The 15072-nt window shown below is 67.8% G+C and carries 14 protein-coding genes and 2 pseudogenes; 9 read left to right on the top strand and 7 right to left on the bottom strand.

The window, feature by feature from the left end; all coding sequences use genetic code 11:
* The first annotated feature begins 46 nt into the window (after nt 1-46).
* Nucleotides 47-1015 carry a DUF368 domain-containing protein gene (locus tag C454_RS14740; protein WP_004976937.1) on the top strand — a complete coding sequence of 323 codons (969 nt, stop codon included), beginning with the start codon at nt 47-49 and terminating at the stop codon, nt 1013-1015.
* 102 nt (nt 1016-1117) lie between these two features.
* Here the strand turns inward: C454_RS14740 and C454_RS20410 are convergent, their stop codons facing one another.
* Nucleotides 1118-1273 carry a rubrerythrin-like domain-containing protein gene (locus C454_RS20410; protein ID WP_115804853.1) on the bottom strand — a complete coding sequence of 52 codons (156 nt, stop codon included), beginning with the start codon at nt 1271-1273 and terminating at the stop codon, nt 1118-1120.
* 172 nt (nt 1274-1445) lie between these two features.
* Entirely contained in the window at nt 1446-2000 is a 555-nt protein-coding gene (locus C454_RS14735; RefSeq protein WP_004976936.1) for a class I SAM-dependent methyltransferase, read from the bottom strand.
* A gap of 187 nt (nt 2001-2187) precedes the next feature.
* On the opposite strand from C454_RS14735, the gene C454_RS14730 reads away from it, so the two are divergent.
* Complete coding sequence (locus C454_RS14730) at nt 2188-2376, top strand: HEWD family protein (protein WP_049905201.1); 189 nt, start codon at nt 2188-2190, stop codon at nt 2374-2376.
* Between the two features lie 36 nt (nt 2377-2412).
* Here C454_RS14730 and C454_RS14725 read toward each other — a convergent pair whose 3' ends face one another.
* Nucleotides 2413-3093 carry a phosphoglycolate phosphatase gene (locus tag C454_RS14725; protein ID WP_004976934.1) on the bottom strand — a complete coding sequence of 227 codons (681 nt, stop codon included), beginning with the start codon at nt 3091-3093 and terminating at the stop codon, nt 2413-2415.
* Nucleotides 3094-3220: 127 nt separating this feature from the next.
* On the bottom strand, nt 3221-4423 hold the full coding sequence (locus C454_RS14720; RefSeq protein WP_004976933.1) for a Cdc6/Cdc18 family protein: 1203 nt from the start codon (nt 4421-4423) through the stop codon (nt 3221-3223).
* A gap of 355 nt (nt 4424-4778) precedes the next feature.
* On the opposite strand from C454_RS14720, the gene glpA reads away from it, so the two are divergent.
* The 7 genes and pseudogenes from glpA (at nt 4779) to ptsH1 (ending at nt 12678) form a co-directional block, all read left to right on the top strand.
* Nucleotides 4779-6563 carry an anaerobic glycerol-3-phosphate dehydrogenase subunit GlpA gene (gene glpA, locus C454_RS14715; protein WP_004976931.1) on the top strand — a complete coding sequence of 595 codons (1785 nt, stop codon included), beginning with the start codon at nt 4779-4781 and terminating at the stop codon, nt 6561-6563.
* Nucleotides 6550-7818, top strand: coding sequence for a glycerol-3-phosphate dehydrogenase subunit GlpB (gene glpB / locus C454_RS14710; RefSeq protein ID WP_004976929.1), 1269 nt, complete (start codon nt 6550-6552; stop codon nt 7816-7818). Before glpA ends, glpB begins: the two co-directional genes overlap by 14 nt.
* Entirely contained in the window at nt 7815-9125 is a 1311-nt protein-coding gene (locus C454_RS14705) for an anaerobic glycerol-3-phosphate dehydrogenase subunit C (protein WP_004976926.1), read from the top strand. The genes glpB and C454_RS14705 overlap by 4 nt, the downstream gene beginning before the upstream one ends.
* A 363-nt stretch (nt 9126-9488) precedes the next feature.
* Nucleotides 9489-10991, top strand: a pseudogene (gene glpK / locus C454_RS14700) (glycerol kinase GlpK); the annotation flags it as partial.
* 4 nt (nt 10992-10995) lie between these two features.
* Nucleotides 10996-11229: pseudogene (locus tag C454_RS21050) on the top strand (glycerol kinase); the annotation flags it as partial.
* Between the two features lie 3 nt (nt 11230-11232).
* The gene (locus tag C454_RS14695; protein WP_049905200.1) at nt 11233-12303 is read left to right on the top strand and encodes a hypothetical protein; all 1071 of its coding nucleotides are present in this window, start codon (nt 11233-11235) and stop codon (nt 12301-12303) included.
* A gap of 99 nt (nt 12304-12402) precedes the next feature.
* Nucleotides 12403-12678, top strand: coding sequence for a phosphocarrier protein HPr (gene ptsH1, locus C454_RS14690; protein ID WP_004976923.1), 276 nt, complete (start codon nt 12403-12405; stop codon nt 12676-12678).
* An 88-nt stretch (nt 12679-12766) separates the two neighbouring features.
* Here the strand turns inward: ptsH1 and dhaM are convergent, their stop codons facing one another.
* The 3 genes from dhaM to dhaK all read right to left on the bottom strand — a co-directional run bounded on the left by dhaM (nt 12767) and on the right by dhaK (nt 14961).
* Nucleotides 12767-13153 carry a dihydroxyacetone kinase phosphoryl donor subunit DhaM gene (gene dhaM / locus C454_RS14685; RefSeq protein WP_004976921.1) on the bottom strand — a complete coding sequence of 129 codons (387 nt, stop codon included), beginning with the start codon at nt 13151-13153 and terminating at the stop codon, nt 12767-12769.
* Nucleotides 13150-13848, bottom strand: coding sequence for a dihydroxyacetone kinase subunit DhaL (gene dhaL, locus C454_RS14680; RefSeq protein WP_004976919.1), 699 nt, complete (start codon nt 13846-13848; stop codon nt 13150-13152). Before dhaL ends, dhaM begins: the two co-directional genes overlap by 4 nt.
* Before the next feature lie 114 nt (nt 13849-13962).
* Nucleotides 13963-14961 (bottom strand): dihydroxyacetone kinase subunit DhaK, encoded by a 999-nt coding sequence (gene dhaK, locus C454_RS14675; protein WP_004976917.1) that lies wholly within the window; start codon nt 14959-14961, stop codon nt 13963-13965.
* Between the last annotated feature and the right edge of the window lie 111 nt (nt 14962-15072).

The following is a 15072-nucleotide window of genomic DNA, read 5'->3' as shown; positions in this document are numbered from 1 at the left end:
AGAGCGGTGGACTGATATCCTTCCCGAGAGAGCATCCGACAACGAAATGTCGAGGAACTCAGACGGGGCGACATCCCGTTTCTCGTGGCTTCTCATCTACCTGAAGGGCGTCTGTATGGGTGCCGCCGACGCCGTTCCGGGCGTCTCGGGCGGCACCATCGCGCTCATCACGGGCATCTACGAACGGCTCATCAGCGCGGTGACGGCCATCACGCCCGGCCGCATCAAGCGCGCTCTCGGCGTCGTCGTCCCGGGACGCCGGGCCGACGCAATCGCGGCGATGCGCGAGGTCGATGTCGGCTTCCTGCTCGCGCTCGGCGCGGGTATCGCCACCGCCATCGTGACCGTGATGCGCGTGCTACACATCGCGCTCAACGACGCACCGGTCCCCACCTACGGCTTCTTCTTCGGGCTCATCGCCGCGTCGGCGGTCGTCCTGTACGCGCAGGTCTCGCTCGACGGCCCGCGACAAATCGCGGCCGCCGTCGCCGGGTTCGTCCTCGCCTTCGTCGCCTCCGGCGGGAGCGGCGGCGCGTTCGGGCACTCGCTCCCGGCGATTGCGGTCGCCGGCGGCATCGCCGTCAGCGCGATGATTCTCCCCGGCGTCTCGGGGTCGCTTCTCCTGTTGATTCTCGGCCAGTACGAGTACATGAACGCGGCGCTCAACACGTTCATCGACCGCCTCATCGACATCGCCGGCGGCGCGTCGCTGTCGGTCATCGTCGAACCGGGAACGGTCGTCATCACGTTCATGCTCGGGGCGGTCGTCGGCCTGTTCAGCATCGCGCACGTCGTCCGCTGGGCGCTCGAACACCACCGCCGGGCGACGCTGGCGTTCCTCGTGAGTCTCATCGTCGGGGCGCTCCGCGCTCCCGTCGTCGAGAGCACCAACGCGCTCGTCGACGCGGGTCGGTCGTGGTCGACCGAGCTCTACGCCGCGTTCGCCGTGGCCGCGGTCGTCGGCGCGGCGGTCGTCCTACTCGTCGACCGGTACACGGGCATCATCGAATCCTGAGCGGGCCGTCGTGGCGGGCGGCCACGGCGACCCGGTGAGAAGGAAGTCGGCTGTCTGTTCGGAGTCGATGCGCTCACGGACTCGCGCGGGCGGCGGCGAATCTCACTCGCGGGCGACGGCGATGTTACGAACCGACCCGCCGCAGTCGGGGCATTCCGACAGGTGAGACGCACTGACCGTTCGCGTGCGACAGGAACGACACTCGTAGTACCCCTCTGTCGGGTGATAGTCGTCGATGACTGAGTTATGCAATGCCATGACACCCAGTACCACAGTTTTCGTGGTAAGCGTTGTCCTGATATTCACCAAATTACTCTAGCATGTTAATATTCAACACCGAATTGGTGTGCGAGTGGAAACTACATCAACCACACAGACTCACACATTCCAATTCCTGTGAGGGATTTTCGCTTCCGCCCTGTCGGTCGCGTCAGCGCCGGGCGACGCAGACGAAGGTCTCGCGTCTCGTTTCTCCGTGAGCGACGGTGAAGCCGACCGATTCGAGCGCGTCGACGGCGTCGCCGAGACCGAAGCGCTCGTCGAGCGGCGGCCCGTCCTCGCCCGAACCGGATGTGGACCAATCGACCACGACCACGGTGCCGCCGGGGCGGACGACGCGGGCGAGTTCGGCGAGCGCGTCGTCGGTGGCGAACTCGTGGTAGGTCATCGTCGAGAACGCGGCGTCGAGGTGGTCGTCGTCGAACGGGAGGGACGCCACGTCGGCCGTGACGAACTCGACGTTGTCGGGCGCGCCCTTCTCGCGGTAGTAGTCGTGCATGACCTCCTGTACGTCCACGGCGTAGAGCGTGCCGACGTGAGGCGCGACCTCGTCGGTGAAAAAGCCGGTGCCGCTGCCGAGGTCGGCGACGACCCGGTCGGGAGCGACGCCGAGGTGCGAGAGCAGTTCCTCTCGGGAGACGAATCGGAACCGCGCGGGGTCGTCGAGTTTCGCCGCCCTGTCGGCGTCGAAGGTGTGAAAGCCCATGCGAACCACTCCGTGCCCCGACCCGTAAGTCCCATCGGTTCCGGAAGACGCGTGTTCGACTCGCACACAACCGCCCCGGTTGGTTCGCTCCGGCGGCGAGGAGTCGGACAGTCGGGACGGTCGGCCGTGCGACCGCGAAACTGCCGACGGCGATGGGCTTTTTTGCCCGGCAGTCAGTCTCACACGTATGGAACCCCAACTTCGACGACCGACGCGACGCGTCTGCGAGCGCTGCGGTCGGGTGGAACGCTGGGACGACGACGCCGCGACGTGGGTCGTCGCCGAAGAGGACGGCGAAAAACGGGTCGGAAGCCCCTACTGCATCCACGAGTGGGACATCAACGGCCGCTTCGCTCCCTTCGAAGAGCCGGCCTGAGACGCCGACGAACTGCGCGCGGTCGGCGGCTACGCGCTACGCCGCGTCTTCTTCCCGGAGCGATTCGAGCACCGAGAGCGTGCCGTCCATGTACGACTGTTCGAGCACCGTGTCGGCGGCTTCCTTGGCCACGTCGTCCGCGTTGGCGACGGCGAACGACCGACCGGCGACGCGGAACGTCGAGGCGTCGTTGACGCTGTCGCCGACGGCGACGAACTCCGCCGGGTCGTAGCCCATCGTCTCGCAGACGCGTTCGAGGCCGACGCCCTTCTCCACGCCCGGGGTCTTGATGTGGTACGCGTAGCCGGTGTCGATGACTTCGAGGTCGAACTCGTCGGCGACCTCCCGGAGGAGCGCCTCGTCGGCGTCGAGACGGGCGATTATCTCGGTCTCGCGCCAGCGGTTCGCGGTGTCTGCGGCGTCCCATCCGAGGTCGCCGCCGCGCGCGACGAACTCGTCGGCGGCGGCCTGCGCGGCCTCGCGGTCGCCGGTGAACGTCACCTCGCCGTCGGCGAGGACGACCCCGCCGTTCTCCGCGATGACGGTCTGCGGGAGGCCGAGGTAGTGACACAGCGAGACCGGGTAGGGAAACGCCTTGCCGGTGGCGAGGATGACGGGCGCGTCCCACGTCGGGAGCACCTCGAACGCGCGCGAGTCGAGGCGGCCCTGCGCGTCGGTGAGCGTCCCGTCGATGTCGAGTACGAGCGGCGGAACCATACCCGGAGTTGGGAGACGGGGGAAAAAGATTCAGCGGTCGGGGAGAAGCGCGCCGCAGGACGGCCCGGGCGGGTCGTCGCTCTCGCGGGTCACGCAGGTCTCGTTCTCGCAGGTCGCCCCCCGCGGCTCAGCGTTCGGCGTCGTCCAGTCCGCGGAACGCCAGCGTCGAGAAGTTCGGGATGGGCCGCGTCGCCGGCCGACCCGGCCCGTCGGTGGAGTCGCAGTCCGAGACGCGGCGGACGATGCCGAGGTCCGAAAGCTCGTAGAGGACGCGCCGGATGGTCGCGGGCGACAGCGACACCCGCGGGGACGCGGCGATGTTCTCGGTCGCCGCCGAGACGGAGGCCGTCGCCTCGTCGTCGAGCGCGACGAACGCCCGGAGGACGCGCCGGCGGCTCTCGGGGAGCGCGAACACGCGGCCGAGCGAACAGCCGTCGTCGGGGACGGCGTCGATGCCGGCGCAGACGTACTCGGTGTCGAGGGCGTCCGCGCCGTCGGCGGCGGCGAGCGTCGCCGCCCCGTAGAGCGCCGAGAGCGCGTCGTGGGCGTCGCCGTCGGCCCACTCGGCCACCTCGCGCGTCGCCTCGTGCGGGAGCGCGTTGCGGGTGACGCCGTCCGAGGCGCGCGCGACGAGGATGTCCACGAGGCTGTGGCGCTCGTAGGCCGGCACCGCGATGGACGCCGCGTCGGTGGCGTCGGTCGCCCCGTCCCCGTCGTCGCGCTCGCTCGCGTCGCTTCGAGGGTCGCGGCCGACCGTGAGCACCGAGACGTGTGGCGATACCGACGAGAGCGTCTCCACCGCCGTCGCCGCGGGGTAGGTCTCAGGCTCGCCGACGTGGTCGACGGCGACGACCGCGTGTTCGTCGTGGGCGACACGGTCTGTGAGTCGCTCGCGGAGCGCCTCGACGCCGACGCCCTGCGACGGCACCGGCTCCTCGCAGAGCGCGTCGAGCGCCGCGTGGAGGAGCGCGAACTCGGTCGAGGCGTCGCGGGAGTCGACGTAGGCGAAGGAGGTCGTCGGCGTGGCGGCGGTGCGCGTGGCGGTGTGGATGACCGACCGCTGGGAGGGGAGCGCGCTGGAGAGGTGCTCGAAGAGCGTCGCGACGACCGCCGACTTCCCGGCTCCCTTCGGCCCGTGGACGTGGGCGTCGGACGGCAGGTCGCCGTCGAACACCGGGTCGAGGTGGTCGAGGATGCGTTCGAGCGTCGGCCCGCGGCCGGTCGGCTCCTCGGGGTGGGCCGTCGGGTCGAGCGCGTTCAGGTCCCGGACGAGCCGACGTCTCGTCCCGCCGCGGCGGCGTCGCCTGGTGATTCTGTCTTCGAGGCGCATGGCGTGGAAAGTCCGTGGCAGACGGTATCCGGCGCACGCGTAAAAATCGACCACTACCGACATCATCCCTGAGAAGTGAGAACATGAAACACGGAAATCGGCCGTCCGGGGCGCTTCAAAGCCAGTTGAGAGGTTCGTTGCCGGCGGGGATTCCATACCGGACGTAACTAATAAGAACAATAATTTTGAATTATTGCCGTCGTTTCGAATAGGCGTAGAAACGCCGAGCTACGGTATTCTACGGCCAGTACGATGGCAATCCGGCCGCCGAAGTGGTCCGTTCCGTGAGACGAACGGGACGCGAGACGAGTGAAGGTAAAATAAAGTGCCGTCGGTCCTATCTCACGAAAGACAGATGAAAAAATCGCCGAGCGTCCTCGTCATTGGCGGGGGGTCGACCGGCACGGGCATCGCGCGCGACCTCGCGATGCGCGGGCTGGACGTGACCCTCGTCGAGAAGGGGAATCTCACACACGGGACGACGGGGCGGATGCACGGACTCCTCCACAGCGGGGGCCGGTACGCGGTGTCGGACCAGCCGTCCGCCAAGGAGTGTATCGAGGAAAACCGGGTCCTGCGGCGAATCGCCGGCCACTGCGTCGAGATGACGGGAGGGCTGTTCGTCCAGCGCCCCGAGGACTCCGACGAGTACTTCGAGAAGAAGTTAGAGGGCTGTCGCGAGTGCGGCATCCCCGCCGAGGTGCTGTCAGCCGAGGAGGCGCGCGAGATAGAGCCGTACCTCGCGAAGGACATCAAGCGCGCCATCAAGGTGCCGGACGGCGCGGTCGACCCGTTCCGTCTCTGCGTGGCGAACGCCGCGAGCGCCGTCGAACACGGCGCGCGCATCGAGACGCACTCGGAGGTCACGGACGTGCTCGTCGAGGACGGCGAGGTCGTCGGCGTCGAGGTCACCCACCAGACCGGCACCGGGCCCTACGTCCACGGCGAACCCGGAGAAGTCGAGGAAATCCGCGCCGACTACGTCGTCAACGCGACGGGCGCGTGGGCCGGCCAAATCGGTGACCTCGCCGGCGTCGACGTGGAAGTCCGTCCGTCGAAGGGCGTCATGACCATCATGAACACCCGGCAGGTCGACACGGTCGTCAACCGCTGTCGGCCGAAGGGCGACGCCGACATCATCGTCCCGCACGAGACGACGTGCATCCTCGGGACGACCGACGAGGAGGTCGAGGACCCGGAGGACTACCCCGAGGAGGGCTGGGAGGTCGACCTGATGATAGAGACGCTGTCGGAGCTCGTGCCCATGCTGGCCGAGGCGCGGACGATACGCTCCTTCTGGGGCGTCCGTCCGCTGTACGAACCGCCGGGCACCGGCACGGAGGACCCGACGGACATCACCCGCGAGTTCTTCCTGCTCGACCACGACGACCGCGACGACCTGCCGGGCATGACGAGCATCGTCGGCGGCAAACTCACGACCTACCGGATGATGGCCGAGCAGATTTCGGACCACGTCTGCGAGAAGCTCGACGTGGAGGCCGAGTGCCGCACCGCCGACGTGCCGCTACCGGGCAGCGAGGACTTCACCGTCCTCCGCGACTACATGGACGACTTCGGCCTGCGGTCGCCCATCGGCCGCCGGTCGGCCCAGCGACTCGGCTCGCGCGCCGACGAGGTGCTCAACAGCGTCGACCCCAACCCGGTCGTCTGCGAGTGCGAGGCCGTCACCCGCGCCGAGATTCAGGACTCTCTCGACACCGCGGGTACGGAACTCAACTCCGTGCGCATCCAGACGCGCGCCTCGATGGGCAACTGTCAGGGCGCGATTTGCTGTCACCGGATGGCGAACGAACTCGCCCCCGAGTACGACGAGGAGACCATTCGCGCGTCCCTCGACGACCTCTACCAGGAGCGCTGGAAGGGCGAGCGCCACGCCATGTGGGGCACGCAGCTCTCACAGACCGCGCTGAAGCACATGCTCCACGCGGCGACGATGAACCGCGACGAGGACCCCGCGGCGGCCGACGCCGACATCGACTTCGCCGCCTTCGACGACGGCGGTGCCTCGGAGGGCGACGCCTCGGGCGTCGCGTCCGGCGGGGCGGTCGCGGACGGCGGCCGCGAGCGAACCGACCGCGCGGACGACGACGCGCTCGGAGGTGCCGATGGCGATAACTGACGACGTGCTCGTCATCGGCGGCGGCATCGCCGCCTGCACGGCCGCGCTCTCGGCCGCGGAGACGGGCGCTCGCGTGCGCCTGCTCGCCCACAAGAAGAGCACGCTCCGGCAGGCCAGCGGCCTCGTCGACGTGCTCGGCTACGCCGGCGGCGACGGTCCCCTCTCGGACCCCTACGCCGGTCTCGACGCGCTCCCGGAGGGACACCCCTACCACGTCGTCGGCGAGGACGGCGTCCGCGCCGGCCTCCGCATCTTCGACGAGGCGGTCGGCGACGCCTACCGCGGCGGCCACACCGACTCGAACGCGCTCGTGATGACTCACGGCGGCGCGGTGAAGCCGACCGCGCGCTACCCCGAGTCGGTCGCGCCCGGTCTCGCCAGCACCTCCGGCGACATGCTTCTGGTCGGCTTCGCGGGCCTCACGGACTTCGACGCGCCCGTCGCGGCCGACCACCTGACGGCCGCCGGCGTGCCGTTTTCGCCCCGCGGCGTCACCGTCGAGTTCCCCAAGCGGTTCCGCGCCGACGCGAAGGTGACGCGGTTCGCCAAGGCGCTCGACCGCGACGAGGACGTCGACGGCGGCACGGTTCGCTCGGCCCTCGCCGACACGGTCGCCGAGGAACTGGACGGCGAGTCGCGCGTCGGCTTCCCGGCGATGCTCGGCGACGACCACGACGAGGAGGTCCGCGCGGAGCTTTCGGACCGCCTCGGCGTCCCCGTCTTCGAGGTGCCGACCGGCCCGCCGAGCCTGCTCGGGCTCAAGCTCGAAGACATGCTGTTCGACGCGCTCGACGAGGCGGGCGTCCGAATCTCGGCGGGCAACCCGGCGGTCGACTTCGAGGCCGAAGACGGCCGCGTCGAGACGGTCGTCGTCGACCAGAAGAGCCGACCGACGCCCTACTCGGCCGACCAGGTCGTTCTCGCGACGGGCGGCCTCGTCGGCAAGGGCCTCGACTCCGACCGAGAATCGGTCACTGAGCCCGTCTTCGGCTGTCACGTCCCGCACCCCGAGGACCGCTACGACTGGTCCGAACCCGAGGCGTTCGGCGACCACGCGTTCGCGCGCTTCGGCGTCGTCCCCGACGACGAACTCCGACCGACCGGCGAAGACGGCGAACCGCACTTCGAGAACCTGCGCGCCGCGGGCGGCGTCGTCGGCGGTGCCGACGTGGCGCGCGAGAAATCCGCGAGCGGCGTCTCCTTGGCGACGGGTGCCGTCGCCGGCCGACTCGCGGGCGAGGAGGCAACCAGATGAGTGACGCAGAATCCCCAGGCAACCCGACGCTGACTCCCGACGCACAGACAGACGACTTCGAGGCCGTCGAGGTGTTCCCCGACAGCACCGACATGGACCTCCGACCGGGCGCGGACAACTGCTACAAGTGCACCGCCTGCGACGTGTCCTGCCCGGTCGCGGAAGTCGACGACGAGTTCCCCGGGCCGAAGTTCCAGGGCCCGGAGCAGTGGCGGCTCAAGCGCAAGGAAGACGAGGCCGTCGACGACTCCATCATGTCGTGTTCGAACTGCATGCGCTGTGACGACGCCTGTCCCTCGGGCGTCCCGCTCAGCCAGATGCACAACACGGCCCGCGGCGAGTACGTCGACGAGGAGATGGACAAGCTCTCGCGGGAGTACATCCGCAACCGCATCCTCGCCAACTACGGCACGCTCGCCCAGTTGGGCAGCATGTTCCCCCGGCTGGCGAACGCCGTCATGGGCAACTCGGTCGTCCAGCGGATAAACGAGAAGGTGCTCGGCATCACGGCCGAGCGCGACTTCCCCGAGTTCGCCACCCAGACGTTCCGCGAGTGGTGGAACGAACGCGGCGGCCCGCAGGTCCGCTCCGAGGAGAAGCGCGTCGCCTACTTCCACGGCTGTTACTCCAACTACAACACGCCCGAGGTGGGCAAGGCGATGGTCCGCCTCTTCGAGTCGTTCGGCTACGAGGTCGTCGTCCCCAAACAGCGCTGTTCGGGGACGCCGATGTTCGCGAACGGCATGCTCGACGACGCAAAGCGCGCCGCCGGCATCAACGTCGAGAACTTCGCGGGGCTCATCCCCGAGGGCTACGACATCATCGCGTCGTGTACCTCCTGTTCGATGTCGCTCCGCCAGGAGTACCCCGAACTGTTCGACATCGACGGCATCGAGGACCTCTCGGCGCACACCTACGAGGCGCTCGAGTACCTGCGCATCCACGAGGACCTCGAAAGTGAGGTTCGAGAAGCGTCCGTCGAGGACCAGTCGTTCGCGTACCACGCGCCGTGTCACGGCCGCAATCAGGGGCTCGACCGGCAGGCGGTCGAGCTGTTCCGCCAGCTCGACGGCGTCGACATCGAGGACGTGGGCGACTCCTGTTCCGGCATCTCCGGCACCTACGGCTGGAAGGAAGAGAAGTACGACAAGTCGATGCAGATCGGCGCGGACATGTTCGACCACATGGAGCACGCCCAGGGGGACGTCGGCATGACCGAATGTCCCACCTGTTCGATGCAGATGGAGCACGGAACGGGCTACGACATCAAACACCCGCTCCAGCTCCTCGAAGAGGCGCTGGTCTGACACGCGCGCACGGTTGACGAACGACTTCGTTCGAGCGCCGGACCACTCGAACGCCGTCGCGCTCGGCGCGCGCGACGATTCGACGGCGACTTTCCGGTGATTGTTGCTCATTAATCGCCGGATTTGTCCGTCGTTCGACCGAATCGTCCGTTTTGTCCGCCCGATTCTGTCCTCGATTAAAACGGGTGAAATAGTGCCCGTGTGAAATAGTAGACGCCGTATTCTGGCGTTTCAGTCCCTATAGAGTGATTTTGCTCTCCACAATATGCGAGGCAGTAGTAAAGAAACATTTATCATATAATTTGTACACGTTTGTAGTGGTAGGACTCTCACACCGAGAGTTCGTATCGAGGTTGGTTAGAAATGTCAGGAGAAACTTACGTCGGTGCCATCGACCAGGGTACCACAGGCACGCGGTTCATGGTGTTCGACCACGACGGCAAGGTGGTCGCCAACGCCTACGAGAAGCACGAACAGATCTACCCAGAGCCCGGTTGGGTCGAACACGACGCGAACGAGATTTGGGACAACACGAAGAAGGTCATCGACGAGGCGCTCGGAAGCGCCGGACTCGACGCCGAGCAGTTGGAAGCCATCGGTATCACGAACCAGCGCGAGACGACGCTCATCTGGGACCGTGAGACCGGACAGCCGATTCACAACGCCATCGTCTGGCAGGACCGTCGAACGACCGACCGCATCGAGACGCTCGAGGCGGACGGCAAGACCGACGACGTGCGCGCGAAGACGGGTCTCGAACCCGACGCGTACTTCTCCGCGACGAAAGCCGAGTGGCTGCTGGACAACTCCGACCCCATCAAGCTCCAGCGCTCCCGACCCGAAGATATCCGAGACCGCGCTGCCGACGGCGAACTCGCCTTCGGGACCATCGACACGTGGCTCATCTACAATCTGACGGGGAACCACATCACGGACGTGACGAACGCGTCGCGGACCATGCTGTTCAACATCCACGACATGGAGTGGGACGACGAACTCCTCGACGAGTTCAACGTCCCCCGCGAACTCCTCCCCGAGGTCCGCCCGTCGTCCGACGACGACCACTACGGCGAGACCGACGCGGACGGCTTCCTCGGCGCGGAAGTCCCCGTCGCCGGCGCGCTCGGCGACCAGCAGGCCGCGCTGTTCGGCCAGACCTGTTTCGACGCCGGCGACGCGAAGAACACCTACGGCACCGGCTCGTTCATGCTGATGAACACCGGCGACGAGGCCGTCATGTCCGAACACGGCCTCCTCACCACCGTCGGCTTCCAGCGCTCCGGTGAACCGGTCCAGTACGCCCTCGAAGGCTCCATCTTCATCACCGGCGCGGCGATCGAGTGGCTCGAAGACATGACGCTCATCGACAACGCCGCCGAGTCCGAGAAGCTCGCTCGGTCGGTCGAGTCCACCGACGGCGTCTACTTCGTCCCCGCGTTCACGGGCCTCGGCGCTCCCCACTGGGACCAGCGCGCCCGCGGCACCATCGTCGGTATGACCCGCGGCACCCGCCGCGAGCACATCGTCCGCGCGACGCTCGAGTCCATCGCGTTCCAGACGCGCGACGTGGCCGAGGCGATGGAGTCCGACAGCGACATCGACCTCTCCAGCCTCCGCGTCGACGGCGGCGCGGTCAAGAACAACTTCCTCTGCCAGCTCCAGTCGAACATCCTCGACACGGAGATCGTCCGCCCACAGGTCGACGAGACGACCGCGCTGGGCGCGGCCTACGCCGCCGGCCTCGCCGTCGGCTACTGGGAGACGCTCGACGAACTCCGCGAGAACTGGCAGGTCGACCGCGAGTTCGCCCCGAAAGACCCACAGAACGTCGAAGCGCGCTACGGCCGCTGGAAAGAGGCCGTCGACCANGTCCGACATCATCCAGACGGACATCGCCCGGCCGGAGGTCGACGAGACGACCGCCCTCGGGTCGGCGTACGCCGCCGGCCTCGCCGTCGGCTACTGGGAGACGCTCGACGAACTCCGCGAGAACTGGCAGGTCGACCGCGAGTTCGCCCCGAAAGACCCACAGAACGTCGAAGCGCGCTACGGCCGCTGGAAAGAGGCCGTCGACCGCTCGCTCGACTGGGCACGGGAGGAGTAACTCGTGTTCGAAGCATTCGCACTCCAGATTCCGGTCATCGGCGTCAGCGCCGAGCGGTTCGTCGTCCTCCTGCTCGCGGCGTTCGCGGGCGGGATGTTCGGCGCGGCCATCGGCGCACTGCCGTCGTTCATCTTTACCGGCTTCGTCGTGCTGCTCGGCGAGACGGCTGGCATCGTCATCCGACAGTTCGAAGGTGCCGACCTCATCACCGCCGGCGAACTCGGCACGGGTATCACCGGCAGCATCGGGTTCGGCCCGTTCGTCGGCCCGCACATCGCCTTCGCCGGCGGCGTCGCCGCCAGCGCCTACGCGGGCAAGCGGTACGCGGACATGAACCCCAGCGAGGGCGGCTACCACTTCGGTAAGGACATCACGTACGCGTTCGGCACGCAGCCTGACATCCTCGCCGTCGGGGGTCTGTTCGGCGTCCTCGGGCTCCTCATCTCCCGCGTCGCCGGCGGTATCGGCCTCCCGCTCGACAGCGTCGCGCTGTCCGTCATGACGACGGCGTTCATCGCGCGCATCGCCTTCGGCTACCCGCTCATCGGCTCGCCCGCCGGTAGCGGCCTCCTCGACATGTCGCCGTTCGAGAAGGGAACGATGCGCGGCGACGGCAGCGGTCGGCCCGCGACCGAACCGTGGCTTCCCCACCAGTACAAGTGGGTCAACATCGTCGTCATCGGTCTCGGAGCCGGTATCCTCGGCGGCTGGACGTGGCTCATCACGGAGAGCTTCTTCCTCGCCTACGGTATCTCCGCGGCCAGCCTGCTGTTCTTGAACCTCGGCGTCGAGAAGATTCCCGTCACCCACCACATCACCCTCGGTGGGTCGGCGTTCGGAGCCGTCGCCGCGCCGATGGTCGGCGGGAGCGAACCGCTCATCATCGTCGCCGCCGCGGTCGGTGGTCTCATCGGCGCGCTGCTCGGCGAAGTCACCCAGCGTGTCGCGTACGCCCACTCCGGGACCCACGTGGACCCGCCGGCGATGTCGATTACCATCTACTCGCTCATCATCGGCGTGCTGTTCCTGCTCGGGGCTATCCCCAACTCGGCGTACCTCGGACTCGGTCCCTAACAGCCCGGACGCCTCCGGCCCCGCACACGTCGTTCACGATTTTTCTTCGCCGCGTTCCGCAACCGGTAGCGATAACGCTCCCCGGTCGATACCGAACGTATGGAACGCATCGTCGCTGTCGTCCCGAAAGACGGCCTCCACGCTCGTCCCGCCTCGCAGTTCGTCGAGACCGCGAACTCCTTCGACGCCGACGTGCAACTCGGCCGCGCCGACGAGGACGACCTCGTCCCCGCCGCCAGCATGCTCGCCGTCACCGGCCTCGGCGTCGGACACGGCGAGGAGATTCGCCTCGTCGCGGAGGGCGACGACGCGGAAGCGGCGCTCGACGCCCTCGAAGCAGTGCTCTCGACGCCCGAAGCCGGCGACGAAGAATAGGAAACCCCGGTCCGGGTCCGCCGCGCCCCACGGCGGTGTCTCTTCTCGGCACGCGTCGCCGACTGCGGCCGGGTCGCCAGCCGGTCGCTCAGTTCAGCTTTCGGTAGTCGCGGGCGTCCTCGGCGCGCTCGACGACCGAGTCGAGCGTCGCCTTCTTGCTCGTCGTCTCGACGGCCGCGTTGAGCGTCCCCTCCAGAATCGGCGCGTCGGCGATGACCGCCTCGGAATCCGTCGCCATCTCGATGGCGAGTTCCGCGTTCATCACGGCGCTGCCGAGGTCCACGAGGACGACGACGCCGTCGCCGTCGTCGGCCTCCTCGATGCCCTCGCGGATGCGGTCCGGCGAGGTTCCGATGCCGTCCTCGTCGCCGCCGGCGGGAACGATGCGGGCGTTGCCGCCGCCCATCTGCGCGGCGACCTCGGCGATTCCCTCGGCGGCCTTCGCGCTGTGCGAGACGACGACGAGGCCAATCATTCCGCTCTCCCGACAGCGTCTTCGGCCCGAGCGTCGCGGTCGACCTCGCCGTCGAGGTACTCCTCGGCCGTCTCCAGTAGCTCTTCGAGGATGAACAGCGTACTCGTCGCGCCGGGGTCCTGATGGCCGACCGAGCGCCAGTCGAGGAACGACGCGCGGCCCTTCAGCGCCTTGATGGGGACCGTGAAGGCGACGCCGCGCTCGGCCGCGTCGACGGCTTTGGCGAGGGCTTCGAGCGGCGGGAGGTCGTCCTGCTCGATGGACTTCTTGTAGGTGTGGACGGCGGGGACGAGCGCGTCGACCATCGTCTTCGCGCCGACCTGCGCGCCGCCGCGGTCCTTGACCTTGTCGAGGTACGCCTCGGCGAACGCCACCGACGTCTCGGCGGTGATGCCGCCTTCGAGTTCCTGACTGGCGAACATGATAGAGCCGCCGTAGAGGGGACCGGAGGCCCCGCCGACGTTCGAGATGAGCGTCGTCCCGACGTTCTTGACGACCTCGTTCGGCTCCATCTCGGCGAACTCCTCGCGCTTGTCGGCGGCCTTGCCGAAGCCGCGCTCCATGTTCGCGCCGTGGTCGGCGTCGCCGATGGCGGAGTCGAGGTCCGTGAGGTACTCCTTCTCCTCGGCGAGGCGCTCGGCGACGTTGTCGAGCGCGTCCAGCACCGCTTCGCGTTGTGTCTCTGCGTCAGCCATGGCTGTCCTTCGTCGGCCTGTCGTTAATCCCTTGTCCCGCGGGACTGTTCTGCCGCGAAAAATCGGTGGACGCGTCGGGAGTCGCCCCCGAACGTGCTCGGCGAGCGTCGCCGCTTACTCGGTGACGGTCAGGCCGGGCGTCTCCGCGGGCGCGCCGAGCAGTTCCTTCAGCTCGTCGTCGACGCGGAGTACGGAGACCGAACAGCCCATCATGTCGAGCGAGGTCATGTAGTCGCCGACCCACGCGTCCCACGTCTCGATGCCGCGGTCGTCGAGGATGGACTGGAGCTTGCGGTTGACGATGTACAGCTCCGACAGCGGCGTGCCGCCCATGCCGTTGACCATCGTCACGACCTCCTCGCCCTCGTCGAGTTCGAGGTCGTCGAGGACGTTCTCGGTCAGGTGTTCGGTTATCTCGTCGGCGCTCATGATGTCGGCGCGCTCGGTGCCCGGCTCGCCGTGGATGCCGATGCCGAGTTCGATTTCGTCCTCGCCGAGGTCGAACGTCGGTTCGCCCTTCTCCGGCGTGACACAGGAGGTGAGCGCCATCCCCATCGTGCGCACGTTGTCGACGACCTTCTCGGCGACGGCTGTGACCGCTTCGAGGTCGCCGCCCGCGGCGGCCTTCGCGCCCGCGCACTTGTGGACGAAGATGGTGCCCGCGACGCCGCGACGACCGGACGTGTACAGCGAGTCCTCGACGGCCACGTCGTCGTTGACGACGACCTGCTCGACCTCGACGCCCTCCATGGCGGCCATCTCGGCCGCGGTGTCGAAGTTCATCACGTCCCCCTCGTAGTTCTTGACGACGCAGAGGACGCCCTCGCCCGCGTCCGTGGCCTGAATCATCTCGTTCAACTGGTCGGCCGTCGGCGAGGTGAACACCTCACCCGCCGCCGCGCCGTCGAGCATCCCCTCGCCGAGATAGCCCGCGTGCGTCGGCTCGTGGCCCGACCCGCCGCCGGAGACGACCGCGACCTTCCCATCGACCGGCGCGTCGCCGCGGACGAGGACGTTCGTGCCGTCGAGCCGGCGGAGTTCGGGGTGCGCCGCCACCATCCCGTCGAGCATCTCGTCTACGACCGCTCCGGGTTCGTTGATGAGTTTCTTCATGACTCACAGTCCATCACGGTCGATGAGGCCAAAAGTGTTGGTCAGCCGGAAGTCGAAGCCGGCGTCGTCTGCGAAAATCGAGGCACGTCACCCGCTATTTTGCGGGAGGTG

The organism is Haloferax gibbonsii ATCC 33959 (genome assembly GCF_000336775.1).
GTDB lineage: Archaea > Halobacteriota > Halobacteria > Halobacteriales > Haloferacaceae > Haloferax > Haloferax gibbonsii.
The sequence above is the reverse complement of the archived record's forward strand: the minus strand, read 5'-3'. Positions and strand labels throughout refer to the sequence as shown.

Excerpts from the sequence above, each read along its gene's own strand:
- C454_RS14725 (WP_004976934.1), bottom strand. The coding sequence starts at position 3,093 with ATGGTTCCGCCGCTCGTACTCGACATCGACGGGACGCTCACCGACGCG.
- C454_RS20410 (WP_115804853.1), bottom strand. The coding sequence starts at position 1,273 with ATGGCATTGCATAACTCAGTCATCGACGACTATCACCCGACAGAGGGG.
- dhaM (WP_004976921.1), bottom strand. The coding sequence starts at position 13,153 with ATGATTGGCCTCGTCGTCGTCTCGCACAGCGCGAAGGCCGCCGAGGGA.
- C454_RS14730 (WP_049905201.1), top strand. The coding sequence starts at position 2,188 with ATGGAACCCCAACTTCGACGACCGACGCGACGCGTCTGCGAGCGCTGC.
- dhaL (WP_004976919.1), bottom strand. The coding sequence starts at position 13,848 with ATGGCTGACGCAGAGACACAACGCGAAGCGGTGCTGGACGCGCTCGAC.
- C454_RS14705 (WP_004976926.1), top strand. The coding sequence starts at position 7,815 with ATGAGTGACGCAGAATCCCCAGGCAACCCGACGCTGACTCCCGACGCA.
- ptsH1 (WP_004976923.1), top strand. The coding sequence starts at position 12,403 with ATGGAACGCATCGTCGCTGTCGTCCCGAAAGACGGCCTCCACGCTCGT.
- C454_RS14740 (WP_004976937.1), top strand. The coding sequence starts at position 47 with ATGTCGAGGAACTCAGACGGGGCGACATCCCGTTTCTCGTGGCTTCTC.
- glpB (WP_004976929.1), top strand. The coding sequence starts at position 6,550 with ATGGCGATAACTGACGACGTGCTCGTCATCGGCGGCGGCATCGCCGCC.
- glpA (WP_004976931.1), top strand. The coding sequence starts at position 4,779 with ATGAAAAAATCGCCGAGCGTCCTCGTCATTGGCGGGGGGTCGACCGGC.
- C454_RS14720 (WP_004976933.1), bottom strand. The coding sequence starts at position 4,423 with ATGCGCCTCGAAGACAGAATCACCAGGCGACGCCGCCGCGGCGGGACG.
- dhaK (WP_004976917.1), bottom strand. The coding sequence starts at position 14,961 with ATGAAGAAACTCATCAACGAACCCGGAGCGGTCGTAGACGAGATGCTC.
- C454_RS14735 (WP_004976936.1), bottom strand. The coding sequence starts at position 2,000 with ATGGGCTTTCACACCTTCGACGCCGACAGGGCGGCGAAACTCGACGAC.